At 62.5% G+C, this 23,894-nt stretch carries 25 protein-coding genes; 6 read left to right on the top strand and 19 right to left on the bottom strand.

What is annotated here, in order from left to right:
- Window positions 1-107: 107 nt before the first annotated feature.
- On the bottom strand, window positions 108-455 hold the full coding sequence (locus tag ACWV14_RS16890) for a YkvA family protein (protein ID WP_454902716.1): 348 nt from the start codon (window positions 453-455) through the stop codon (window positions 108-110).
- A gap of 147 nt (window positions 456-602) precedes the next feature.
- Entirely contained in the window at window positions 603-2,813 is a 2,211-nt protein-coding gene (locus ACWV14_RS16885) for a copper-transporting P-type ATPase (RefSeq protein ID WP_454902715.1), read from the bottom strand.
- A gap of 74 nt (window positions 2,814-2,887) precedes the next feature.
- Between ACWV14_RS16885 and ACWV14_RS16880 the strand changes: the two genes are divergently transcribed.
- Window positions 2,888-3,166: a hypothetical protein gene (locus tag ACWV14_RS16880; protein ID WP_454914112.1), complete on the top strand. Its 279-nt coding sequence runs from the start codon at window positions 2,888-2,890 to the stop codon at window positions 3,164-3,166.
- A 404-nt stretch (window positions 3,167-3,570) separates the two neighbouring features.
- On the opposite strand, the gene ACWV14_RS16875 is transcribed toward ACWV14_RS16880, so the two are convergent.
- From ACWV14_RS16875 to ACWV14_RS16860, 4 genes are all read right to left on the bottom strand, one after another.
- On the bottom strand, window positions 3,571-3,876 hold the full coding sequence (locus tag ACWV14_RS16875; RefSeq protein ID WP_454902713.1) for a DUF2933 domain-containing protein: 306 nt from the start codon (window positions 3,874-3,876) through the stop codon (window positions 3,571-3,573).
- Between the two features lie 76 nt (window positions 3,877-3,952).
- On the bottom strand, window positions 3,953-4,258 hold the full coding sequence (locus tag ACWV14_RS16870; RefSeq protein WP_454902712.1) for a cell envelope biogenesis protein TolA: 306 nt from the start codon (window positions 4,256-4,258) through the stop codon (window positions 3,953-3,955).
- A gap of 475 nt (window positions 4,259-4,733) precedes the next feature.
- Window positions 4,734-6,146, bottom strand: coding sequence for a heavy metal sensor histidine kinase (locus ACWV14_RS16865; RefSeq protein WP_454902711.1), 1,413 nt, complete (start codon window positions 6,144-6,146; stop codon window positions 4,734-4,736).
- Complete coding sequence (locus ACWV14_RS16860; RefSeq protein ID WP_454902710.1) at window positions 6,143-6,817, bottom strand: heavy metal response regulator transcription factor; 675 nt, start codon at window positions 6,815-6,817, stop codon at window positions 6,143-6,145. Before ACWV14_RS16860 ends, ACWV14_RS16865 begins: the two co-directional genes overlap by 4 nt.
- Before the next feature lie 165 nt (window positions 6,818-6,982).
- Between ACWV14_RS16860 and ACWV14_RS16855 the strand changes: the two genes are divergently transcribed.
- Window positions 6,983-7,321, top strand: a complete 339-nt coding sequence (locus ACWV14_RS16855; RefSeq protein ID WP_454914111.1) for a hypothetical protein — start codon at window positions 6,983-6,985, stop codon at window positions 7,319-7,321.
- A gap of 115 nt (window positions 7,322-7,436) precedes the next feature.
- Here the strand turns inward: ACWV14_RS16855 and ACWV14_RS16850 are convergent, their stop codons facing one another.
- The 11 genes from ACWV14_RS16850 to ACWV14_RS16800 form a co-directional block, all read right to left on the bottom strand.
- The gene (locus tag ACWV14_RS16850; RefSeq protein WP_454902708.1) at window positions 7,437-7,805 is read right to left on the bottom strand and encodes a copper-binding protein; all 369 of its coding nucleotides are present in this window, start codon (window positions 7,803-7,805) and stop codon (window positions 7,437-7,439) included.
- A gap of 250 nt (window positions 7,806-8,055) precedes the next feature.
- Entirely contained in the window at window positions 8,056-8,511 is a 456-nt protein-coding gene (locus tag ACWV14_RS16845; protein WP_454902707.1) for a DUF411 domain-containing protein, read from the bottom strand.
- Entirely contained in the window at window positions 8,508-8,822 is a 315-nt protein-coding gene (locus ACWV14_RS16840; RefSeq protein WP_454902706.1) for a hypothetical protein, read from the bottom strand. Before ACWV14_RS16840 ends, ACWV14_RS16845 begins: the two co-directional genes overlap by 4 nt.
- 233 nt (window positions 8,823-9,055) lie before the next feature.
- Window positions 9,056-12,223 carry an efflux RND transporter permease subunit gene (locus tag ACWV14_RS16835; protein WP_454902705.1) on the bottom strand — a complete coding sequence of 1,056 codons (3,168 nt, stop codon included), beginning with the start codon at window positions 12,221-12,223 and terminating at the stop codon, window positions 9,056-9,058.
- Entirely contained in the window at window positions 12,220-13,833 is a 1,614-nt protein-coding gene (locus ACWV14_RS16830) for an efflux RND transporter periplasmic adaptor subunit (protein ID WP_454912774.1), read from the bottom strand. The genes ACWV14_RS16835 and ACWV14_RS16830 overlap by 4 nt, the downstream gene beginning before the upstream one ends.
- Before the next feature lie 26 nt (window positions 13,834-13,859).
- Window positions 13,860-15,179: a TolC family protein gene (locus tag ACWV14_RS16825; RefSeq protein WP_454908287.1), complete on the bottom strand. Its 1,320-nt coding sequence runs from the start codon at window positions 15,177-15,179 to the stop codon at window positions 13,860-13,862.
- Between the two features lie 143 nt (window positions 15,180-15,322).
- A complete protein-coding gene (locus ACWV14_RS16820) occupies window positions 15,323-15,790 on the bottom strand; it encodes a hypothetical protein (protein ID WP_454908288.1) in 468 nt (155 codons plus the stop codon).
- Window positions 15,790-16,050, bottom strand: coding sequence for a hypothetical protein (locus tag ACWV14_RS16815; RefSeq protein WP_454908289.1), 261 nt, complete (start codon window positions 16,048-16,050; stop codon window positions 15,790-15,792). Before ACWV14_RS16815 ends, ACWV14_RS16820 begins: the two co-directional genes overlap by 1 nt.
- 49 nt (window positions 16,051-16,099) lie before the next feature.
- The gene (locus ACWV14_RS16810; RefSeq protein ID WP_454912773.1) at window positions 16,100-16,546 is read right to left on the bottom strand and encodes a copper-binding protein; all 447 of its coding nucleotides are present in this window, start codon (window positions 16,544-16,546) and stop codon (window positions 16,100-16,102) included.
- A gap of 225 nt (window positions 16,547-16,771) precedes the next feature.
- Window positions 16,772-17,230, bottom strand: coding sequence for a hypothetical protein (locus tag ACWV14_RS16805; protein WP_454908291.1), 459 nt, complete (start codon window positions 17,228-17,230; stop codon window positions 16,772-16,774).
- Between the two features lie 429 nt (window positions 17,231-17,659).
- Window positions 17,660-18,829, bottom strand: coding sequence for a tyrosine-type recombinase/integrase (locus ACWV14_RS16800; protein WP_454908292.1), 1,170 nt, complete (start codon window positions 18,827-18,829; stop codon window positions 17,660-17,662).
- 115 nt (window positions 18,830-18,944) lie between these two features.
- Here ACWV14_RS16800 and ACWV14_RS16795 point away from each other — a divergent pair, with 115 nt between their 5' ends.
- From ACWV14_RS16795 to ACWV14_RS16780, 4 genes are all read left to right on the top strand, one after another.
- Window positions 18,945-19,991, top strand: a complete 1,047-nt coding sequence (locus tag ACWV14_RS16795; protein ID WP_454908293.1) for a DNA-binding protein — start codon at window positions 18,945-18,947, stop codon at window positions 19,989-19,991.
- A gap of 306 nt (window positions 19,992-20,297) precedes the next feature.
- Window positions 20,298-20,768, top strand: a complete 471-nt coding sequence (locus ACWV14_RS16790) for a hypothetical protein (protein WP_454908294.1) — start codon at window positions 20,298-20,300, stop codon at window positions 20,766-20,768.
- 327 nt (window positions 20,769-21,095) lie between these two features.
- Window positions 21,096-21,302 (top strand): antitoxin VbhA family protein, encoded by a 207-nt coding sequence (locus ACWV14_RS16785; RefSeq protein WP_454908295.1) that lies wholly within the window; start codon window positions 21,096-21,098, stop codon window positions 21,300-21,302.
- A gap of 10 nt (window positions 21,303-21,312) precedes the next feature.
- Complete coding sequence (locus ACWV14_RS16780) at window positions 21,313-22,332, top strand: hypothetical protein (protein WP_454908296.1); 1,020 nt, start codon at window positions 21,313-21,315, stop codon at window positions 22,330-22,332.
- Window positions 22,333-22,346: 14 nt separating this feature from the next.
- Here the strand turns inward: ACWV14_RS16780 and ACWV14_RS16775 are convergent, their stop codons facing one another.
- Together ACWV14_RS16775 and ACWV14_RS16770 are read right to left on the bottom strand one after the other, a co-directional pair.
- The gene (locus ACWV14_RS16775) at window positions 22,347-23,027 is read right to left on the bottom strand and encodes an ankyrin repeat domain-containing protein (protein WP_106934495.1); all 681 of its coding nucleotides are present in this window, start codon (window positions 23,025-23,027) and stop codon (window positions 22,347-22,349) included.
- Window positions 23,024-23,830, bottom strand: a complete 807-nt coding sequence (locus ACWV14_RS16770; protein WP_454908297.1) for a TatD family hydrolase — start codon at window positions 23,828-23,830, stop codon at window positions 23,024-23,026. Before ACWV14_RS16770 ends, ACWV14_RS16775 begins: the two co-directional genes overlap by 4 nt.
- Between the last annotated feature and the right edge of the window lie 64 nt (window positions 23,831-23,894).

Raw genomic sequence — 23,894 nt, 5'->3', positions numbered from 1 at the left:
TGGTCAGGGTCGACCTGGACACGCAGCGTAGCCGATGACAGCTCGTGTGCGCAGCGCGTCAGAGAGGGATGCCATCTCCGGCGACGTCGATTAGATCGGGCGGCACCTCATTGACCAGACCATGCCACGAACCACAACCAGAGCCACGCCGCGATCACCGACAGCACGAAAGCGAGCATCAAAGCCGCGGATGCGCGGCCAGCCCGCTGCGCGAAGACCCAGATCGCAACAACCAATGCGATGCCCCGCCAGGTGCGTGGCTTGCCTTCGCCGCGCCGCATCCAGTCGTCCGCCTTGACACGGCATTCAGCCAGCAGGTCATTGGGAAGCAGCCGGATCGTCAGCCAGATCAAACCGGGCGGCACGAGCGCATCGTCGATATACCCCAGCACCGGGATGAAGTCCGGAATCAGGTCGATCGGACTGAGCGCATAAGCGACGACAAAGGCCGCCATCAGCTTGGGCAGCCACGACGTGCCCGGGTGACGGCGCGCGGGACCACGGGGGCATGGCATCGCGCTTGACGCGACGGGCCCACAGGCGAACGTCTTGCGGGATCGACAAAAGAGGACTTCTTGCCTGTGACGGCTGTTCGAAGGTGATTATTGCTGTGCGCGGGCCGCCCCAGCGTCGGCGTTTCGATCGGCCACCGTGCTCGTGCGCAGGCGCAACGAATTGGCAATGACGCTGACCGACGACAACGCCATCGCTGCTGCTGCGATCACCGGTGACAAAAGGATGCCGAAAAACGGGTAGAGCACGCCAGCGGCCAACGGGATCCCAGCCGCGTTGTAGACAAAGGCAAAGAACAGGTTGGCCCTGATGTTCTTCATCGTCGCCTGCGAGAGTCGACGGGCGCGCACGATGCCCAGGAGGTCACCGTGCAAGAGCGTCACGCCCGCACTTTCCATGGCCACGTCCGTGCCAGTTCCCATCGCAATACCGACGTCCGCTGCAGCCAGTGCAGGCGCATCGTTGACGCCGTCGCCTGCCATGGCCACGACGCCGCCTTGCGCCTTCAGCCGTTGAACCACCGAGGCCTTGTCCTGCGGCAGCACGTTCGCGATGACTTCGTCAATCCCGAGCTGCCGACCCACGGCCTGCGCCGTGGTCTTGCCATCACCGGTGAGCATGACGACGCGAATGCCTTCGCTGCGCAACGCCGAGATCGCCTGCTGCGTATTTACCTTGATCGGGTCGGCAATGGCAACGAGACCTGCCATCCGGCCGTCGATGCCCACAAAGATGACCGTTGCTGCCTGGGCGCGAAATCCTTCCGCCGCCGCACTCAAGGCGGCGGCGTCGATGCCGTTTTCGTTCAGGAACTGCTCGTTTCCCGACACCACCCGCATCCCGTCCACCGTTCCCACCACGCCCCTGCCGGCAGGAGAGTCGAATTCGGTGACTGGCGCCAGCTGCAACTGACGCGCCTGCGCATCGGCCACGATGGCAGCGGCCAGCGGGTGTTCGCTGGCACGCTCCACACTGGCGAGCTTCTGGAGCACAGTGGCGGCATCGAAGCCCGGCGCCGGCTCGATGTGCACCACCTTTGGCCGCCCCTCGGTCAGGGTGCCGGTCTTGTCGAGCACCAGTGTGTCCACCTTTTCCATACGCTCCAGCGCCTCGGCATCGCGGATCAGGACGCCATGCTGGGCGCCTTTTCCGACGCCGACCATGATGGACATCGGGGTAGCCAATCCCAAGGCACAGGGGCACGCGATGATGAGGACGGCGACCGCTGAAACGAGCGCATACGACAAGGCCGGGCTGGGGCCCCAGATGAGCCAGGCAACGAAGGCCGCGAGCGCGACGGCGATGACGAGCGGCACGAACCAACCAGCGACCTGGTCGGCCATGCGTTGGATCGGCGCGCGACTGCGCTGCGCCGACGCGACCATGTGGACGATCTGCGCGAGCAAGGTGTCCGCTCCCACTTTCTCGGCACGCATGACGAAGCCGCCGGTCTGGTTCATGGTTCCCGCTGTGACCTTGGCGCCCGGCGCCTTGACGACGGGGATGGGTTCACCAGTGACCATCGATTCGTCGACCGTCGCCTTGCCTTCCACCACTTCGCCGTCCACAGGTACTTTTTCGCCGGGACGAACCCGCAGGTGCTCGCCCACGCCAATGGCGTCGAGGTCGACGGTCTCGTCGGAGCCATCGCTCTTGACGCGCAGGGCCGTCTTCGGTGCCAGATCGAGCAGCGCGCGTATCGCGCCGGATGTTTTTTCCCGCGCGCGCAACTCCAGGACCTGTCCCAGGAGAACCAGCACCGTGATCACCGCGGCCGCTTCGAAATAGATCGCGACGGCCCCGCCTGCGGCACGCAGCTGCGCCGGGAACAAATTCGGCGCCACCGTCCCGACAACACTGTAGGCCCATGCGACGCCGACGCCCAGGGCGATGAGGCTGAACATGTTGAGGCTGCGGTTCTTCACCGAAGCCCAGCCTCGCACGAAGAGCGGCCAGCCGGCCCACACAACCACGGGTGTGCCGAAGAGCAATTGCAGCCAGTTGGATGCTTGCGGGCTCAGCAGGCGGTGCAGGTCGACGAGGTGCCCGCCCATCTCGAGCACCACCACCGGCAGACTGAGCGCCAGGCCGATCCAGAACCTGCGGCTCATGTCCTGCAACTCTGCACTGTCTCCGGGTGCCGCCGTCGCAACAACCGGCTCCAGGGACATGCCACAAATCGGGCAGCTCCCGGGCCCTACCTGCCGCACCTGCGGATGCATGGGGCATGTGTACTCGACGCTCGCATCGACGCCGGACTTCATTGCAACATCGGCGGATGCGTGGGAATGCGGCTTCATGGCAGGACAGCTCCTTCTTTCTTCGGGCAGTTTGAACCCTCCCATCATGTAAAGGTCAAGCAATCCCCACACGCTTGACCTTGGCACCGTGGCAAGGTTTACGGTATGTGCCGTGGCAACAAGCTTTCATGAAGGCTGCGATGGTGCGCAACAAATTCGAGATCTGCCGCTGCTCTCTGGAGCAGGAAGTGCTGCGGCTCTACCAACGGGCCGTGGCCGAACGGCGCTGGGAAATTGCCGAGCCGCTGATGTGCGCGCTGGAACAGTTGGCCCAGGCCGACCCGGCCTGTGAAGCGGCGCTCGACCAGGCGTACCTGTGCGTGAACCCGTCCAATATGGACCGAGTGCGTTGAAATTGACATCATGGCCCGGCCAAGGACTCGATCCGCCTTCGCCAGCCGATGGACCTTTTTCAGCGTAGCCATAGATCAAGGTGTCGCAAACCTTTGATGAGCAGGATTTAGCGCTTGAAGCGCCAGTTTTTTCTCTTTCCATTTGTGCGACGGGGCCTTTTTCGCTTGCCGGCGACGGTTCGTCGCCGGCTATGCCAGAACACAACCAACACCAACACCACAACGGAAAGACCCCAGAGGATAAAGATGGTGTTCACCACTTCCAAGGGAACCCAGCGCCCGAGCATATACATGATCGATTCCCCGGCTACCGCATGTCCATTCGTCCTGTCGCATTCGGTTCTTTAACTTCATGCGAGGACTGCGCCACCGATCGCGCGTGAATGCATGATCGGAATTCGTGGTTAGGTCTTGTCCGACCTGGGCTCGTCCAGGGGGGAATTTGCTGCTTTGCCTTTGACGTCCTTGGCACGCTCTTCCCCGGTCGTGCAATTCATGCTCTTCATCATGAAAATCATTGCAATCGGGCAGACGAGAAACAACAAGAATGGGGCGGCGGCCAGAATGAACGCATGGGATGTGGGCAGCACGACGTACACCGCGGCCAGCGCAATTCCTAGCCCAACGGCAATCTTGATCAATGTTTTCGAATCGCAGTTCATAACCAAATCCTTTGAATTGAAGTGCCGCAGCGAGATGGATCCTGCCATCTCGCTGATTGGCGGTCGCCTACGTTGGTCAAACCGGCAAGCTGCCGGTTCCGAAGAGATAGCCCCTTGGGACGACTCACCGAGATTCCTGGGGAGTGCCGCCTTGCGTCGAATCCCGATGAGGGCGTGCCTCGCGCGCCGCTTTCCGGCTTTCGCCGGCCATTTCGGACTTGCTCGTCACTCTCACGCCGGAGCCTTGCCCAACGGCCGTGCTGCCATCTTTGATTCGAACAACTCCTGCAGGCTTGGCGTTCTTCCTGGCCTCGGCCACGGCTTGCGGCTTGGTGTTGGTCGGTGGGACTGCTTCCTGCGACTGGCTTTGCGCATAGGCGCCGGACAGCAGCAGCGTCGTTGCCCCGAGGGCGAACAGGATTTTTTTCATTTCAGGCTCCTCAAGAGTTATGAGACGTGACGCCTAGGGCGGTTGGCTTCATCGCGTGCCTTTGGCTTGATCACGGTTCAAACTTTAGAAAGCAAGGCGCGTCAACACTCTGACCATCGCATGACGATCTCGTCATCTGCAGGTGGCGTTGAACGGGGCGCTTCGTTTCGATTCATCGCGCCTTGCGCGGGCAGGTTTGCAAGTCCCTGCGGATCTTCCGTGCGCGCTGTGGACACGCGATCTGCAAAGCTCGGATTCTGTCGCCCAGCGCCAGCCATCCGGTTGTGGGCGATGTCACGGCAGAACCGCCACAGCACTACGCTCGGCCTGACCAGCCCGCTACTTAATCGGCCATACGCTGGGCATGCTGCGCTGGGCAGACGCGAGCATCCGGGACAAACCTGGGACACGCATGGTGTCGGCCCCCACCTTCTGGGCCCGCATTACAAAGTTGCCGGTCTAATCAGGCCTTGAGTCATCGTCCCAGTACTCCCTTGCCCGAACGGGGAAAGTAGAGTGTGAAGCGCGTTTCACCTTGGATATTGCTGGCGGCCGCGACCTGCCCGCCATGGAGGCTCATGATTGCTTTGACGATGGCTAACCCGAGCCCAGTGCCGCCCAGATCTCTGGCGCGGGAGCTGTCCACGCGGTAAAAGCGATCGAAGAGTCGTTCCAGGTGCTGAGGCGCGATCGGATCTCCCTGATTGACCACCTCCAGCGCCGCATGACGTTCGTCGGTGTATGACAGTGTCACTTTCACCGGCGTTCCCTTCGCGCCGTGACGCACCGCATTCGAAAGCAAGTTGGTGATGGCTCTTTGCACAAGGCCTCCGTCCGCGGGAACGACGGCGCTGCCCTCCACCGAAATCTTGATGTCACGTTCGTCGGCCATCAACTGCAGAAATTCGGCCACGGTGCGCGCTTGGTCTGCCAGATCGATATCGCGCTGCTCCACGGCGGCTTGCGCATGGTCGGCCTGCGCCAGAAACATCATGTCGGACACTAGTCGACTGAGGCGCTGCAGTTCGTCGACATTGCTTTCAAGCAGGTCGGTCAATTGCTCGGCTGTACGCGGCTGCGAGAGCCCGACCTGCGTGCGCCCCAACAGCGTCGCCAACGGGGTGCGCAGCTCATGGGCCAGATCTTCCGAGAACTCCGACAACCGGCGCACGCCGTCATCCAAACGCTCCAGCATCGCGTTGAAGGCCACACCAAGGTCTTGCAGTTCGCTTGGCAGACCCTTCGAGTCGATTCGCGCCGAGAGGTTGCGCGCGGTGATGTCGGCAGTGGCCTTCTGGAATCGCCGCAACGGCTGCAAACCCCAAACGGCGATCGCCAACGCGCTGACGATCACCAGCGCAAGGCCGAATGGCGCCGCCGTCGCCGAGGTGAGCAGAAGGCTGCGCAGCAATCTCTGGTCGTCGCTGCGATCGACAGTGGCGACGATCTCGTAGGCTTCGCCGTTCTGGAGTTGTACAGCCCCTGCCTGCGACAGCATCAGGGCACCGCTGGCGTTCGCGCGCCATTCCAGGAAGGCGTCCGTCCCCCACGTGTCGTCCTTCAGTCGGCTCAGGGATTCGTTGGCTTCGCGGCTGAACGCGACGATGGGCGCCGTCGCCCCTTGCCGAGCGATCGCCAGATGCAATTCGGCGTGCCCGGTCACGAGATCGACGAGCTCGAAGGCCTTGGCGCGAATGGCGGCCTCATCCGGCATGTCGCCGATCAATTGGCGCGCTTGATCCACCTTGTCGCGCAGCACAGCACGGCGTTGTGCCGCGAATTCCTGCTGCATCGTGAGATAGGAAAACCACAGAACACCCGCACCTTGCAGCAGGCCCAGGAGACCGACCCAGAGTGCCAGCCGTATGGACAAGCTCTTCAGCTTCATGACCGGAGCTCGAACACGTACCCCACGCCCCGCACGGTGTGGATCAGCTTGGTCTCGAACGGGTCGTCAATCTTGAGACGCAACCGACGCACCGCCACGTCCACGACGTTGGTGTCGGAATCGAAATTGATATCCCATACCAGCGAGGCGATCTGTGTTCTGGACAGCACTTCGCCGCTCCTGCGCACGAACAACACCAGCAACGCGAATTCCTTGGCCGAAAGATCGATGCGCTGGCCGGCCCGGGTTGCGCGATGCTTGACCGAATCGACCTCGAGATCGGCGATGCGCAGCACATCGTCGGAGGCGACCTTGGCACCGCGCTTGAGCAGCGCGCGGATCCGCGCAAGCAACTCCGGGAACTGGAACGGCTTGACCAGGTAGTCGTCGGCGCCGAGCTCGAACCCCTTGACCTTGTCGTCGACCTTGGATCGGGCCGTGAGCATCAGCACGGGCGTCTGCTTCGACGTTCGCAGCGCGGACAACACCGCAAAGCCGTCGATACCGGGCAACATCACGTCCAAGACCACCAAGTCGTGGTCGCCGTTCATGGCGGCATGCAGTCCGTCGCTTCCGTTGGTCGCGATCTCCGCCGTGAAGCCGCTCTCTGTCAGGCCCTGCTTCAGGTACGCAGCCGCACTCGCTTCGTCTTCGATCAACAGGATTTTCATTTCCTTGAACCTTTTGCAGCCCCCAGAGGTTGCTTGCTCGCATTACAAAAACGTCATCAACTCATCAGATTCTGGTGCCTGGCCGGTTTTCACAATCTCCCCATCACGACGCACCCCTATATCTTGCGGAACGCGTGAGGCCGTCAGTCTCCGCTGACGATTTGAATGACCAATGACGAGGGCACGAACATGTCAAACCAACTTTTTGCTTCTATTCTGGCTGCAGCGCTGTCGCTGGGAGCTGCCGTTTCCTTTGCAGCACCTCCTGCCGTGGCCCCTGATACTGGAGCGCCGAATCAGGCCACGCCAGCCAACGCCGAAGGCGGCAAAACTCATTATTGGATGCATCCGAGGCTCGGTTTGGTGAAGGTCGATGCCACCGGCCGTATGCTGAGCGGACGCTCGGCTGCGAGTGACGCAGCACAAGCAGCCGCTCAATCCGGGCATCCTTCGACCCGTGTGCGTCGCGTCGAAACGCCTGCGAATCCCGAAAAGAGCCTGTAGGTCTACGCTTCGGCGCATGGCTTGATCGCTTGGCGCCTCGTAGTTGAGTGGCTGACTGGTGGCGCGCGCCCGCAAGGAAGAAATGGGCGGCGCGCCGCTGACTCGATCGTCTTGCCTATTTCACGGCCGTGACGACATACTTGCCGTCCTCCTGCACGAATTCGAGCTGGACCTTCTTGCCGACGACCAGCTTGTCCATCAGCATCTTGTCCTTGACCACGAATCCCATCGTCATCGCCGGCCAGTTCAACGATTTGATCGGCTCATGCGCCACGTTGACCACCTGGCCCTTGGGATCGACGCTCTTCACCTCCCCCATGGCCATGTGGGTGACTTGAGCGGTGCTTGCCGACTTCTTGGGCATGTTCATGTCTTTCATGTTGGACATGTCCATGCCTTTCATGTCGTCCATCTTCTGCTGCGCCAAAACGGTTGCGGGCAGCAGCGCTGCGACGATGAGGGAAGCGAATGCGATTTTCTTCATAGGAACTCCTGGGTAATCGATTGATGGGTAAATTGGGTAATGCGTGCAGGTGTGGCCGCCATTCGGCGGCATTTGGATAGAGATGGGGCGTTCTCCTTATTTGTGATTCATCATCATTTCGTGGCACTTGGCCATCATTTCCTTGTCCATCCAGCTCGTGTTCATGTCGGGCAGGCCAGCACAGGCAGTGTGAGTGCTACGCAAAGCATGGCGGCAAGCGCTGTGCGTGAGGTGTTCATTGGGTTTCCTTTCATTGATAGGACTGGTAGATCGTGGCGCTCTCGTCTCGATGAACGAGCAGCACCTTGAACGGATCTCGCCGTCCGCGGTACGCCGGACCGTCCATGCCCGGCGATCCGCGCGGCATGCCGACAACCGCCAAGCCGATGGCGTCGGGGCGCTCCAGCAACAGCCGCTGGATTTCCCTGAAGGGAACATGCCCTTCCAACACATAGCCGTCGGTGCTGGCGGTGTGGCATGCGCGATATTTCAGAGGTATCCCAAGGCGCGCATGCGCCTCCTTGTTGCCAACGTCGTGCACCGTCACGTTAAAACCCGCGCTCTCCAGGTGCTTGACCCAAGCCTCACAACAAAGACAGCCACGTCCTTTCCAGACGTCGACAACCCGCGAAGCTGCCCTGGCCCATGTCGGGACGGCCAGGGCGATCGCGGTCGCCGCCAAGAAGCGTCGGCGAGGCGGGCTCATTGCACGGGTCCCTTGGAGGTTGCGGCCAGGCAGTCCTTCACTTCGGCTGCAAAGCGCTGCTTGCGAAGCTTGTTTTCGTACGGCGTTGTTTGCGGGCGCGGGCCGTGATCGAGCGGCAATACGAGGCGTTTCTCGGCGCACTGCTCGGCCGTCGCTGGTGCCGCAGCCTTGGTGTCGCCTTGCACCCCCGCGCTGGTGCATGCGCCCAGAACCGTGCCCAGCGCGACAGCGCCGGCAGAAAACATGAGTAGCTTCGGCGCAATCCGACCACCCGCATTCCAGCGGTGACGCAAAGATGAAATCGTCTTCATGTTTGACTCCTTTTGATAAATCGAATGGTGTCGTTCGATACCTCGTCGTTCATCGCATACGCCTGCCACGACGCCTTCTCCAGCGGCTCGGAGCTGGCGCGGAACCCGTCGCCGGCGTCTTCACCGGCCGCGCTTCGCCCGCGTGCGCCATGGCTAGCTGACCTGCGCCTGAGAAAAACGCCAAGAGCAGGAACTTGCAGGTGCCGCCGACGACGCGCCAATGACCGTGAGACTCATTCGGCATCGCGTCGCCTCCCAAAGCGCGATCTCCCTGCGCGTTTCTCACGCGTCTTTCGCATCAGCAGGTAGGCCGCCGGAATCACGAACATGGACAGCAACGGCGCAGTCACCATGCCGCCGACCATCGGGGCGGCGATGCGCCGCATCACCTCCGAGCCCGTGCCCGAACCCCACATGATCGGAAACAGGCCCGCCAGGATCACTGCAACGGTCATCGCCTTCGGGCGCACGCGCAGCACCGCACCTTCGCGAATTGCATCCAGCAGGTCGTCGTTGCTGATCGTGCCGTGGATGACCCGTTCATCCCAGGCGTGCTTGAGGTACAACAGCATGATCACGCCGAACTCGGCGGAGACGCCGGCCAAGGCGATGAAGCCGACCGCGCCGGCCACCGACAGGTTGTAGCTGAGCAGATACAGCAGCCAGATGCCGCCCACCAGCGCAAACGGCAGCGTGGCCATGATCAGGAGCGCTTCATCGAAGCGCTTGAAGGTTAGGTACAGCAACACGAAAATGATGAGCAGCGTGAACGGCACGACCACCTTCAGCTTGGCGGTGGCGCGCTCGAGGAACTCGAACTGTCCCGACCATGAAACCGAATACCCCGGAGGCACCTTGACCTGCTCGGCGACGGCACGCTGCATGTCTTTCACCGCGGACCGCAGGTCGCGGCCGCGGATGTCTACGTAGATCCAGCCCGACAGGCGCGAGTTTTCGCTCTTGAGCATCGGCGGGCCGTCGACAACCTCGACCTTAGCGATATCGGACAGCACGATGCGGGCGCCGCGGTCGGTCACGATGGGAAGCTGACGTACCCGCTCGACCGAGTCGCGAACCTCGCGCGGGTAGCGCACGTTGATCGGGAAGCGGGACAAGCCCTCGACCGTCTCGCCGACGTTCTCGCCGCCGATCGCCGATGCCACGATCGACTGCACGTCGGCGACATTCATACCGAAGCGCGCCGCAGCGTCGCGATCGATCTTGATGTCGACATAGCGGCCGCCGGACAGGCGCTCGGCCAGCGCGGACGACACCCCGGGCACGTTCTTGACCACGCGTTCGATCTCTGCGGTCACCCGGTCGATCTCGGCCAGGTCGGTGCCCGCGACCTTGACGCCCACCGGGCTCTTGATGCCGGTGGCGAGCATGTCGATACGGTTGCGGATCGGCGGCACCCAGATGTTGGACAGGCCCGGCACCTTGACGATGCGGTCGAGCTCCTCGACCAACTTGTCCTGGGTCATGCCCGCGCGCCACTGATCGCGCGGCTTGAACTGGATGGTGGTCTCGAACATCTCCAGCGGCGCGGGGTCGGTGGCCGACTCGGCACGGCCGGCCTTGCCAAACACGGTGGCGACTTCCGGCACAGTTTTGATCAGGCGGTCGGTCTGTTGTAACAACTGGGAGGCCTTGCCCGCCGAGAGTCCCGGCAGCGCCGAGGGCATGTACAGGAGATCGCCTTCGTCCAACGGCGGCATGAATTCGCCGCCGATGTGCTGCAAGGGCCACAGGCTGGCCACCAAAAGCACAGCGGCCACGCCAATTGTGAGCTTCGGCACTTTCAGCGCCGCATTCAAGAGCGGGCGGTAAACAGCAATCAGGAAGCGATTGAGCGGGTTCCTGTTCTCGTCCGGAATCTTGCCGCGGATCAGGTAGCCCATGAGGACGGGGATCAGTGTTGCGGATAGCCCTGCAGCCGCAGCCATCGCGTATGTCTTCGTGAATGCCAGCGGCGAGAACAAGCGGCCTTCTTGCGCCTCCAGCGTGAACACCGGAATGAACGACAGCGTGATGATCAGCAGCGAGAAGAACAGGGCCGGGCCGACTTCGGCCGCCGAGTCGCCGATCACCCGCCAGTGCTCCTCCCCCTTGAGGGCCTCATCGGGATGGGCGTGATTCCATTTCTCGATGTGCTTGTGCGCGTTCTCGATCATCACCACCGCCGCGTCGACCATCGCGCCGATCGCGATCGCGATGCCCCCCAGGGACATGATGTTCGCGTTCACCCCCTGGTACCGCATCACGATGAAGGCGGCCAAGATGCCAATGGGCAGCGAGACAATGGCGACGAAGGCCGAGCGCAAGTGAAACAGGAAAATGAAGCACACCACCGCGACAACGATGAACTCTTCGATCAATTTGTGCGAGAGGTTTTCGATGGCACGCTCGATCAGATTCGATCGATCGTAGGTCGGCACGATTTGCACGCCCTTGGGCAGGCTAGACTGCAGGCTATTGAGCTTGGCCTTCACCGCTTCGATCGTTTCCATCGCGTTCTTGCCCGAGCGCATGACGATGACGCCCCCGGCAACTTCGCCATCGCCGTCGAGCTCGGCAATGCCGCGTCGCATCTCGGGACCCATCTGGATGCGGGCTACGTCGCCCAGGCGCACGGAGACGCCTGCGTCGGTGGTCATGAGTGGGATCTTGCGAAAGTCCTCGAGAGTTTTCAGATACCCGGAGGACCGGACCATGTACTCGGCCTCGCCCATCTCGAGCACCGAGCCTCCGCTTTCCTGGTTGGCCTTCTGGATCGCCTCCACCACCTTGCTGTGCGTCAGGTTATAGCCGCGCAACCTGTCTGGGTCGAGCACGACCTGGTACTGCTTGACCATGCCCCCGATCGAGGCAACCTCGGCCACGTTGGCAACAGTCTTCAGTTCGTATTTCAGGAACCAATCCTGCAGCGCCCGCAGCTGCGCCAGGTCGTGGTTGCCGCTGCGATCCACCAGCGCATAGGAGTAAACCCAGCCCACTCCGGTGGCATCAGGCCCGAGGGCTGCCTTTGCGCTCGGCGGCAGGCGCGATTGCACCTGGTTCAGATACTCCAAGACCCTGGAGCGCGCCCAGTAGAGGTCGGTGCCATCCTCGAACAGCACATAGACGAACGAGTCGCCGAAGAACGAAAAGCCACGGACCGTCTTCGCCCCCGGGACCGACAGCATCGTCGTGGTCAGGGGATAGGTGATCTGGTTCTCGACAATTTGCGGAGCCTGCCCGGGATAGCTCGTGCGAATGATGACCTGCACGTCCGAGAGGTCGGGCAGCGCATCGAGCGGCGTGCGCATCACGGAATACACGCCCCAGGCGCTGACCATCACGGTGGCCAGCAGCACCAGGAACCGGTTGACGATCGACCAGCGAATCAGCTTGGCGATCATTGCTTCTTCTCCATCGATCCCATCGGCACCGTGTCCTTCACGCCGGGCACGGGCGCCGGCGCGGACATCGCTTGTGCGCCGGCAGGTTCGATCCGCGTCAGCACCGGCAGGCCTTCCTTGTTCATCTTGAACGCGAAATTCACGGTCTGCCCCGGTTTAAGGCTCTCCGGAAGGCCACCGGCCGGCTTGCCGAAGTCCATCGTCATCGCATTCCACTGCATCGAGGGGATGGGTTCATGCGACAGGGAAACGGCGTCCTTGCCGATCGATTCGATCCTGGCTTTGCCGGTGTGCTCGCCACCTGCTGGGGGCGCGCCGCCTCCGGCGGGGGCAGCCCCAGCGGGCTGGCGCGCATCTTCCATGCGTGTGGCGGTACCCCTGAGGCTTGCCTCGGAGTCAATCAGGAACTGGCCGGAGATGACCACCTTTTGACCGACTTCGAGGCCCCGCTTGATTTCAGTCTGGCCGTTGAACTCATTGCCGATATCGACGTCCACCGGTCTGAATTTCCCATCGCCCTCGGCCACCATCACCACCATGCGTCGGCCGGTCTGAATGATCGCTTCTGTCGGAACCATGAGCCCCTGTTCAACATTGGCGTTCAGCGCAACGCTCACGAACATGCCCGGCGAAAGTTGACCCTGTGGGTTGCCCAGTTCGACGCGGGCTTTGATGGTGCGGGTGGCTTGGTTGACCTCCGGCAGGATCGCCTGCACCCGCCCCCTGAACACCTTCCCGGGGATCGCAGGAGAACGCGCTTCCACGGTGGTTCCCGGGCGCAGCAGGGCCGACTGGCCTTCCGGCACGTCGGCGTTCGCCCACACTGTCGAAAGACCGTTGATCCGGAAGAGCGTGGCGCCTGGCATGACGGTCATGCCTTCGCGTGCGGTCAATTCGACGAGCACCCCGCTGGTGGGCGCGACGAGCGTGATGCGGGGTTGAACTCGGCCAGCGCGCTCGATGAGGCGTATCTGGTCCTCGGTCATGCCCACTTGGCGCATGCGCTGACGCGCGCCGTCGACGAGCACGGCCAGATCGGTCCCCTGCATGCGGCGTACAGAGAGGAATTCTTCCTGCGCAGCAATCCAGTCCGGCACGTAGAGTTCAGCAAGCGGCTGACCTTTGCTCACAGGATCCAGCGTGGCGCGAACGAACAATTTCTCGACGTAGCCCGTGGAGCGCGCTTGAACAAAGGCTTGGTCTCGTTCGTTGAATGCGATGCTTCCGGCGGCTTCCACGCGCGGCGTCATTTCGCCGCGCGCAACCTCGGCGGTTCGAATGCCAAGATTCTGTTGCACGCGAGGACTCACAGCGACGCTGCCCGAATCGCCGGACTCATCGGCATAGACAGGCACCAGCTGCATGTCCATGAAGGGCGACTTGCCCGGCTTGTCGAACTTCTGGCCCGGCACCATCGGGTCGTGCCAATACAGCACTTTCCGCCCAGTGGCTGGGTCCACCTTGTCGCCTGGAGCGCTCGACGCAGCCGCTACCGGCGCTGCCGACCCGTTGTTGCCGCCGTGGCGCTTGCCGAGCGTGTAGAGCCCATAGCCACTGAGGGCAAGCGCACTCGTGGCGATCAGTCCGAGTACAAGAGGGTTGAGTTTCATAAGGCTTTTCTCCGGTATTCTGGGCTTCAAGGACGCGTGGCAGCCTGCGCGTGGCCTTTAGGAATCAGGTAGTTCAATTGCGCCCACAGGCGCCCAGCATCCATCTCGAGACGAATGCGTTCCATGCGGACGTCGATCTCGTTGCGTCGCGCTTCAAGGACCCCATAGAGGGGCGCGGCGCTGCCTCGGTAGGCGGCGATCGCCGCCCGCGTACGTTCTGCGGCCAGGGGAATGAGCGAGTTGTCGTACCGGGCCAGCCGGTCGTGATCGCTTTGCCACTCCTGCAGCATCGCCAGCGCCTCGGACACATGGCTGCGCGTCGCCTCTTCGCGTTCAGCACGCATGCGCTCGACCATGGCCAGCTTGGATGCCAGTTCGCGGTCTTGCCGGTTTGCCTGGTCCCACTGCAAGGGCACCGACAGGTTCACGGACAGCATGTTGGAATACGCCGAGCCGCGCTGGCTGTACATGAGCTCCACCGTCCAGTCCGCTTTCTTGTTGGCGCGGGCAATCTCAGCCTCGGCCTGTGCCGTTTCCTCCTGCTTGAGCATCAGCTGGATCTGCGGATGGTGCGCCAGGCGCGTCTCCAGGTCCTGAGGGGCAAGAGGAACTTGATCGATCCTCGGCATGCCCCCCAAGGGCAATGCAGCCGGCGCACCGACCCAGCGCGCGAGCGCGGTGGTGGCCGTCGCGATCTGGCGCTCGGCCTGGACGATCCGGTCTTCGATCTGCGCCACTGCCGTGCGGGCCGCAAAGACGTCCGCCTGATTCCCCTTGCCTCCGCGGTACGCGGCATCGGCGGCCTCGATCTGCAGCCTGGCTTCGTCGCGCTGTTGCACCAACACCTCGCGCATGCGTTCCTGGAAATAGCGGTCCAACCAGGCGGCAGCTGTTCCAGCTTGCAATTTCGTCACTGCCAGGCTCCGACCTGCTTCGGCCACATCGGCTTCCTTTTCGTAGCGCGCGGAGCGTGCGCTCAGCTTCTCGCTGCGCGTGATTTCCTGCATTACCCCGACGGTGCGCATCGTCATGAAATCGCGGGTCAGGCTGAAACGGTCCTCTCCGTTCAGCGGCAGGTTGCTAATGCCCAGACGCAGCGTGGGATCGGGGCGCTGGCCCGCGGCGACTGCCATTTCGCGAGAAGCCGTGGCGAGGGCATCCTGGGCGACGAGTTGCTGCGACCGGTCCTGCGACAGGCGCAAGGCATCCGGAAGTCCCAGTACGCCAATGCCGGTCGTCTGAGCCAGAGCGCCAGCGCTGAGGCCGCTGATCAACAGCACACAGGCAAGAGAGCGACGCATCAATGCCGTGGCCGGCATAGCGTACATAGCTGGATAAAAACGCATTAAAAATCTCCCAACGAGGACGGTGCGTCCGATCTTGGGCCATCGTCTTCGCTGCGCCAAGAGGCGAGCGCCGAGAGAAAGGAGCCCAAGCGGCCACGACGAACTCAGGCCCGATGCCTAAGTACAACGTTTCTCGCGAGAAATCAGGTTCGCAGGCAGCAGTGCGCTATCGCATGCGGCGGGGCCGCAGCCCGCAAGAGCAAGCCGGGCGCGTAGTAGGCGTCCTCGGCGACAGGTGACGCGGTGGAGAGCGTCACGCGGTACAACTCCGTGAGAAGAGCCGGCGCAACGGCAGGAGCCGGGGTATGGTCAGCGCTTTGCTGACCTTGCTTGCAATGTTCAGCGCAGAGATTCGGCGCCTCAGGGTCGACTTGTCCGCAATCCGCTGGCATCTTCTGCGCTGCGTCAGCCACCATGGCTTGGCTGTCGTGTTCCGAGCGAGATGATTCGGCGAGAACTCCTGCTTGCACTTGAGTGCGAACGCTCGCGCCCGCAGGCATGGAGTTGAACAGGCCCGGACACGCATATGCCGCGATCGCCAGTTGGGCAAACACCAAAATGCCAATCATCGCGCGGATGACAGAACGCCGGAGCGAGCGCAGTCTTCTCATCACCGCGTCCCGATGCAGTGGCCACGAAAATCGTCGTATCGGCTGGCCATGCCGCTCGCAACGCTGGAGCAGAACCCCGGTGCCAGTGCTGCAATACCGTTGTCCACGTCAACGCGAGAGGGGTTGGTAAATTTCAGAGTGACGGTGGAGGTGCAAGCGGACACGATGGAACTTTGATTGAAACGCTCTTGCTCGTCAAGATCAACATTATCGCTGGCATCCACGTGTGCAAATCCGCCCTGTCGCTCAAAGGTGTTCATTTGCACCCAATTTTGGGATGCCAAAAGGCATTCGGTTTGCCATCGGGCTTTATTGTCGCACGATCTCCACGACGAACAGTGTGCCGTTGGCTTTTTCCGCCTTGAATTGAATCCTATCGCCGTTGTTCAGGTTTCTGAGGAGAGAGCGCTCCGACACGCGAAAGAGCATCGTCATCCCTGGCATGCCGAGGTTTTCGATGGGGCCATGCGAAATCAATACCTTGCCTTGATCCCAGTCGACTCTCTTGACCTGGCCAGTTGAATACGCGGGGTCTGGCGCTTTGCCCTGCGGGCTTGTAGCTGGCGATAGTTCCATCCTGGCCTCGATTGGTGTAGCGCTGACTTCTTGCAGGCCAATCGCACAGACGGCCGCCAGAATCGAGGCGCAGGCTGCATTTTTCATACGCATAGACGGTGATGGTGAGCATTGTTCAAACTGCCGGCGGTGGTCGATGACCAAGAAATTTCGAATCTCGGGGAAAGCCAATGCAGCCATGACCCATCTCTTCCATTGAAGTTTTCTTGTCAGATCCCGCCGGGTCATCGGCGCAGCGCGCTCATTGGCAAACGCATGTCGCCTCCTTGGCGAAAGCCACACCACGTATCGTTGCGCGCTCGGCTGGGCATCTGATACGACCATGGTGGGCCCGCTGGTGGCCATCGCAGCACGACGACTTCCTAGACCAGAGGCAAGCGCCTCGGATCAAGCTCTTCATTGCGCCTATTGCGCGGCCGTCGCATTGCGGAACGCCTTGTTGGCTGCTGCCATGTCCTTGCGCTCGATATCTTGCGCCAGCGCTGTGAATTCGGGGCTGTTGCGGCGACGCGCATATTCGGCCGCGGCGCGTTGATAGACAGGCCGGGAAAGATCGGCGCCGGCTTCACCAAGCTGCGCTGCAGCCAACCCAGATCGCACCCAAATCAACGTGTCGGCCTGCACCGCCGCACGGGTATTGCTCGAGACATTGACGACTGCCCGCGGATTCCCCTGGGGATACCCTAGATCCGGTGCATCCTGGAGCCAACGCTGGGTATCCGCGATGACGGCGGCGCGGCTCATGGAGGCGGTCGCCGGCGCAGGGCGTGGATCGCCCTCGGCGTAGTTCCCCGCGAAAGCGGAGCCTGCGAATGCAGTCAAAAAGATCGCGATTGCGAAAGGGGTCTTGAAAGAGCGCTTCATTGAGAGTCCTTGGTTGAAGAGTACGGTCGAGGTTGTCGGTCGAGGCGTTTTCTTAAGTGGTGCCTCATCTCGTTCGGTGCGATGACTGTATGAACGCGGCTCAATCCCAGGTCTGACCAAACCATGACAGTTTTGTAATCTGCAATCTGAGCACCATGGCAAGGTCACCATGGCTTGCAATCTCACCTTTCCAGCGGCAGTTGGACAACGCCTGCACCTGGCTCCCGCGAGTGAAACTTCTCGGATCTGTCCTTCCTGGCAAACCTTGTTGCTCAGGTGGCTGTTGGGGTCATTGCCGCTGGAGATCTCGTTGCCCATTTGGCAATGGGCATCATGATGTTCGCGATGAAGGGGAGAGCACCAAATTCAAGCAGGACGGATCGGCACCGCCCATAGGACGCGAATCCAAACAGGACAAATCGTGACCCGCTACGGCGTGCGCCAGCCCACCCGATGCCCGACCGCTGTCGCGTCGTGGCGGGCATCGTCCTCGGTGTGCAAATAGATGCTGGTCGTGCTGATGTTGGCGTGGCCCAGGTTGTCGCGGACCACTTTCAGGTCGACCTTTTCGCTCAGATGGCTTCCGGCCGTGTGACGAATCCAGTGCGTCGAGGCCTGCTCAAGATGGGTGGCTGCAGCCTCGAAGTCAATGCCGCGTTGCCGCAGCGCGGCCGCGGCAGCGTGCATCACCCCCTTGACGAGTTCGTGAATGGCGCTTCGTGCCATTGCTTTGATCGGGGCAGTCAGCGTCATCACCAGCGGCGTGCCTTCGCCTTCCAGTGGAAGCGCGCTCAACGAATGCGCTTTGCGATAGCGCATCAACTCGGTCATCAACTCGCCCGTGGCCGGCACCAGACGGGTCTTGCTGCCCTTGCCGGTGATTTCGAGCCACCAGCGCTCGCGCCCATCAGTTCCACGCCGGCTAAAGAATCCGCCCATGCTGGCGTCGCAGATCTCGGACACGCGCAGCCCGCCGATGTAGAGCAGCGAAAACAGCCACCGGCAGCGCGATGCATGCATCCTTTCGCGTTCGCTGCCCACGGGCATCGTTTCGATTGCGGCCTTCACCACGTTCCAATGTTCCTCCGGCAGAAAGCGGCTCACGCGAGGCGCCGCCTGCCGGCGCTTGCGCCGGCTCAGTGCCAGTGGATTGCCGGCCAGGTACCCAGCTTCAACAAGCCACGAGAACATGGCGTTGAGGATCGACAGCGCCTGGCGCAGGCTCGAGGGCCCCAGCGGACCGGCAAAGGGCCGCCAGCGCGGCGAGTTGCGCCCCGGCTTCTGGCCCGGCGCCATGACCCAGCGCTCGGCCGGCTGCGGGTCCCCGAGGAAGCGCTGGTAGAGCAGCAGATCCTCGTGCGTGAGGTCAGAGAGGGCTGCGCCACGCTGCAGGACGCACCACAGCAGGAGGCGTTCGGCTTCCTTGCGATAGCTGGCGAGCGTGGCGGGTGAATCGGCGTAGCGGGCCAGCCAGGCCAGAACGGCCGAGCGGTCATCGACCGCGGTCAACTGCGATCGCGAGGTGGCGCGATTGCGGCCGCGGCTGCCATCCAGGTGGATCGGCACCATCATCTGATCCAGGCTGACGAGGGCATTCATGGGGAGCTACGCGCAAAAGCAGAGCATCATCCGAATTATGGACATTAGAAGGATTATGTCCACAGATAAGAAAAGAATTCAATAAATTCAACGTATTACGTTGTAATATTCATTGATGAATTCAGAAATCGAACTCCAGAGCGACATCGAAGCCCTCAGGGGGCGATTTACGGAAACAAAAGACCTCTATCGCGAGGTTTGTGCGTTGCTGTTCTTCCGCTACGGCATCACGCCGACGGCGAGCAAGCTGTACCAGTTCGTTCGCAAGGGCTCGATGAGTGCGCCGGCGGAGGCGCTGGCCAGGTTCTGGGAGGACCTGCGCAGCAAGGCGCGTGTCGAAATCGATCATCCGGATCTGCCACCGGAGCTCAAGGCGACGGCGGCTGAGGCCATAGCCGCGTTGTGGCAGCAGGCCACGGCTGCCGCGCGCAACGAACTCGCAGCGCTGCGCCTAGAGGATCAGGCCGCGGTCGAGCAAGCCCAGGGGGGGGAAACCCGGGCCCGCCAGGCGGCAGCGGAGGCCATGGCCAGCGTCGAAACCCTGCGTCCGCAACTGAGCGCAGCGCAGGAATCACTCCAACAACGGCAAACGGACCTGGAGGCGGAAAGGCGCGCCCATGCAGGCGCCGTGGCGCGCCTGCAGGAGCTGCAGCGCCATCTTGAGGAAGCGCGCAATCAGCTGGAGCGAGTTCGGGTGGATTTCAGCGCTGAGTTGGCCAAGGCGCGGGAGGCCGTGGACGTCGCGAACGGCCGGTCGGATGCCGCCGAGCGGCGCGCGCTACTGGAGATCGACCAGGAGCGTCAGGCCCGGATCAAGGTCGACAAGCAGCTCGAGGCGCTGCGCGGCCAATTGACACAGACCGAGGCCCGCCATCGCGAGAGCATGTTGGCGCAAGCCGATGCCGTCACGCGGCTGCAGGTCAGGGCCGATGCGGCTGAGGATTCGCAACGAGAAATGGCGGCCAGCAACCGCAGCCTTGTCGATGATCTTCAAGCGACGAGGGAACGGCTCGCGGTGGCCCAGCAAGAAGCAACGCAGTTCAAAGCCGAAGCACAGACGCTGCACGCCCTGCTGGAGCGGCTCTCGCCGCCGGAACCGGTGCCGCCGCAAGAGGTGGCAGCATCAAAGGTCGCCAAGGCCGGTGCGCGAAAAACACGATAGCGTGGTGAGTGCCATGTGCGCGGCACGCGTTCAGACTCGTGGGTCGGCGGCTGCAGCCGCCTTGCGCAGGGCTTGTAGCTCCAGGCGCGCAGACTCGCGGATATCTTCCCGGTCCAGTTCGACCGCAGTGTCATCGACCCAGGTTTCCCAGAGGCTTTCGAGCCAGGCCTGCCGGGTGCTGAACCCCTCGACTGCGTAGTCGAGCCAACTGGCGTACCCAGCGGGCGGTGGCAATGGTTTTTGAATGGTGAAGAGAATTCTCCTTGGTGAGTCGGAACAAGGCTGAGATCATCCAACACGACAACGATGTCCGGCAAGTCCAATCCGGACTGCCATTGCAGGCGGCATGCCGCGAACGAAAGCCGCGATGGTCACTGGATCAATCGACAAAGGAAAATCGACGCGATGATCGGCTGGTGGATAGTTGTGGCGGCTCAGACACCTGAGGAACGCGACCAGGCACTCGACAGCAAGCTGGCGGTGCTGGCGAATTGGGAAGTTGGACCCGGCGGAATCGATTGGCTGTCCCAACTCGTCAAAGCAGGCAAGGCCAGCCAGCTGTCCTTCAGCGGCTACCCGAACCGCTACACGGCCCAGGCGATCGATGTCCTGCCGATGCTTGCCGACGGACCGCCGGCACACCGTGGCCCCGCCATCATCGGCGACGACTACCTCATGCCCGCGAACTGGAAGGGCAACGTGATCTTCCACCAGGACAAGATCGCGGCCTGTCCACCCGACCAGCTACTGACCATCGACGCCTGGGACTTGTCCTGAGGCCTACTGCAGGCCCATGCAATGACTTCTGCGCTGCGGCTCCTTGGTCACGGCATCTCGCTCCCAGGTCCCATTACGGCCTATCAAGCGACGAGGTGGCAGATTGCTTGACGTCGCGTGGCGTTCCAAGAGGAAAATCACGAGCATGACCAAGAAAGCAAGTCAGAAGAAGGTGCCTCGCCCCGCTTCACGGCCACGGGGATCTCACGCTTCATCCAGGCCTCGGATCGAGGCGCGCACGCTGGAGAACCTACTGGAACGGTTCGACCCAAAGTTGCATGGTGGAGAGGTGATGGCTTGGCGTCCTCTCGGGGTTGAGGTGTTGCCATGACCGCGAAAGAGGAGCGCCGCGCTGCGATGGCCCAGGCGCTCGCAAACACGCGGATTTCGGGCCATGAGCCCACGCCAAGATTTCTGGCGGATGTCGCGGCGGTGGTTGAGGGCATGATGACGCATGACCAGGCAATCCGCGATAGCGCGGCAAGGGTTCGCGGTCGCAATGGCTCCGAGCAGCCCGGATTTTCCAAGACATAGAGAGCCGATCGTGAGCTACGGGGGACCGATCCCGCGTGGCAACCTGGGCAGGCTGCATAAGCAGGTCATCTTTAATGACTTTGACGCTTATGAGTTAAAACTGGCTGCATCCTGGCATGACCTCGAGTACTGCGGCAACACCGCCGACGTGCAGCGGCTGGTGGTCAAGGGCGTCGCAGCCCTGGCCCGGGCCGGGTTGGGCAAGATCCCGATTCCCGGCGCCTCGGTGCTCAAGACCCTGGTGACCAAAAGCGTCGGCATCGGCGTTTCCGCGGTCAGCGGCATCGAAGGCGGGATCGACGGCTATCTGCACGGCAAGAGCATCAGCGAGGCCGACACCGTGCTCACCAATCGCGGCAACCAGGAAACCGCCGCGCTCTTTCGCGACGACCGCGAGGCAATGGAGGCCGCCGAAGCTGCGATGAAGCAGTACAAGCACATCGCCAACCTGATCAACTCCATGCCGGACCAGATCACCGATCTCAACGACGCGGTGCTGTATCCGGGCGTTGCGGCCAAGGTGCGTATCTCCGCCTCGGATCTGCGCCAGCAGCTGATCAAGATCACTACCTTCGTGGAAGGCATGCAGATTCGTGCCGAGCGCGTCGCGGAGCTGATGCACAAGGACTCCGACCAGATCGCGGCGCGCATGGTCGACGTCGCCAGGGACGTGGTGCTCAACGCCTACTACACGGCCCTCGCCGACGGCAAGCAGGCCCTGTCGGGCATGGCCACCAAGGGCAAGCCTTACGAATACACCGCAAGGCCGATGCTCAAGCCGCTGTCCGCGTCCGAAGGCGGCATCACGCAACTGGCCAACCTGGTCGCCTATGCGCTGACACTCGGGCAACACGATGCACTCGAGATCTCGCAGCCGACGCTGGTGAGTTCGTCGAACCCGGCCGTACAGGTAGGCCGTCCGCGCAGCAATGCGGTGATTTCGCCCGGCGGATACCGCCCGCCTGTACCGCCGAGGCCACTGCCGCCGCGGCCGGTTCCGCCTCCCCTGCCCCCGCGGCCGATCAGGTAAGCCCCGTCAGGCGCTCACCACTTGCCGTCCTTCGGCACGGCCTTGGGCGCATTGGCTCGGGCGCTGGCCGCTGCGGTGATCATCGAAGCGGCCTCCGAGCGGCTCGCCTTGTTCGCGAAGTCGACCGCCGTCATGCCCAGCTGGTTCTTCATGGTGATGTCCGCGCCCTCGTCCAGCAGCAGCTTCACGGCATCGTTGGAGCCATACATGGCCGCCATCATCAGAGGCGTGGTGCCGTTGGGCGACTGCGCATCGATGAACGCGTAGTTCTCGAGCAGCAGCTTCATGATGGCAATCTGGCCGCTGCTGGCCGCGTAGTGCAGCGGCGTCCAGCCGGTCTTGTTGACGGCGGCGTCGCGCTTGAGCAGTTGCGCCACCACATCCTGCTGGCCCTTGATCGCGGCCAGCATCAGCGGGGTTTCGTCCTTGGGGCTGGCGATGTCGACATTGGTCTGCGGCGCGTCGATCAGCACCTTGATGACCTTCGGCGAGGGCTCGCGCAGCGCGATCAGCAGGCCGGTCTGGCCATGCTCGTCCAGCGTGTTGGGGTCGAAACCGCGCTGCAGCAGGTTGCGCACGCCGCTGGCGTTGTCGCCGCGCACGGCCCGGAAAAAGTCTTCAAACGATCCGGCATGCGCTGCAAAAGATGCAGCAATGACAATGAGATAAATCGATTTCTTGAAGTAGTTTTTCATGATTTGACTTCCCTGAACAATGTTTCGAAGTTGTCGCTCGTGGCCTTGGCGATGGCCTCCACAGGCATTTTTCGCAGCTCGGCAATCTGCTGCGCCACATACGGCACGTACGACGGATTGTTGGTCTTGCCCCGGTACGGCACCGGCGCCAGGTAAGGGCTGTCGGTCTCGATCAGCATGCGGTCGAGCGGCACGAAGGCGGCCACGTCGCGCAGGTCCTGCGCCTTCTTGAAGGTCAGGATGCCGGAAAACGAGATGTAGAAACCCAGGTCGAGCGCGGCGCGCGCCACCTCGGCGGTCTCGGTGAAGCAATGGAAAACGCCGCCGGCCGCCCTGCCGACGCCATCCTCGCCCTCCTCCTTCAGGATCGCCAGCGTGTCGGCAGAGGCCTCGCGGGTGTGGATCACCAGCGGCTTGCGCGTCTGCTGCGCGGCACGGATGTGCACGCGGAAGCGGTCGCGCTGCCATTCCATGTCGGAAATGCTGCGGCCGCCCTTGCGCTCTTCCATCTGGTAGTAGTCGAGCCCGGTTTCACCGATGGCCACCACGCGCGGGCGGGCCGACAGGCGCACCAGGTCTTCGACGGTGGGTTCGGCGATGTCCTCGTTGTCGGGGTGCACACCCACGCTGGCCCAGAAGTTGTCGTAGCTGGCAGCCAGCGCCTGCACGTCGTCGAACTCTTCGAGCTTGGTGCAGATGCACAGGGCCCGGTCGACCTGCGCGGCGGCCATGGCTGCACGGATCTGCGGCATCTGGTCCGCGAATTCGGGAAAGGTGAGGTGGCAGTGGGAGTCTGTGAACATCGGAAATGGAAAGGTGCGCGGCACCGGCCCGGGTTGTGGGAGACGGTGCCGTGTACGGAGTTCC

It is taken from the genome of Variovorax durovernensis (assembly GCF_977011995.1).
The sequence above is the reverse complement of the archived record's forward strand: the minus strand, read 5'-3'. Positions and strand labels throughout refer to the sequence as shown.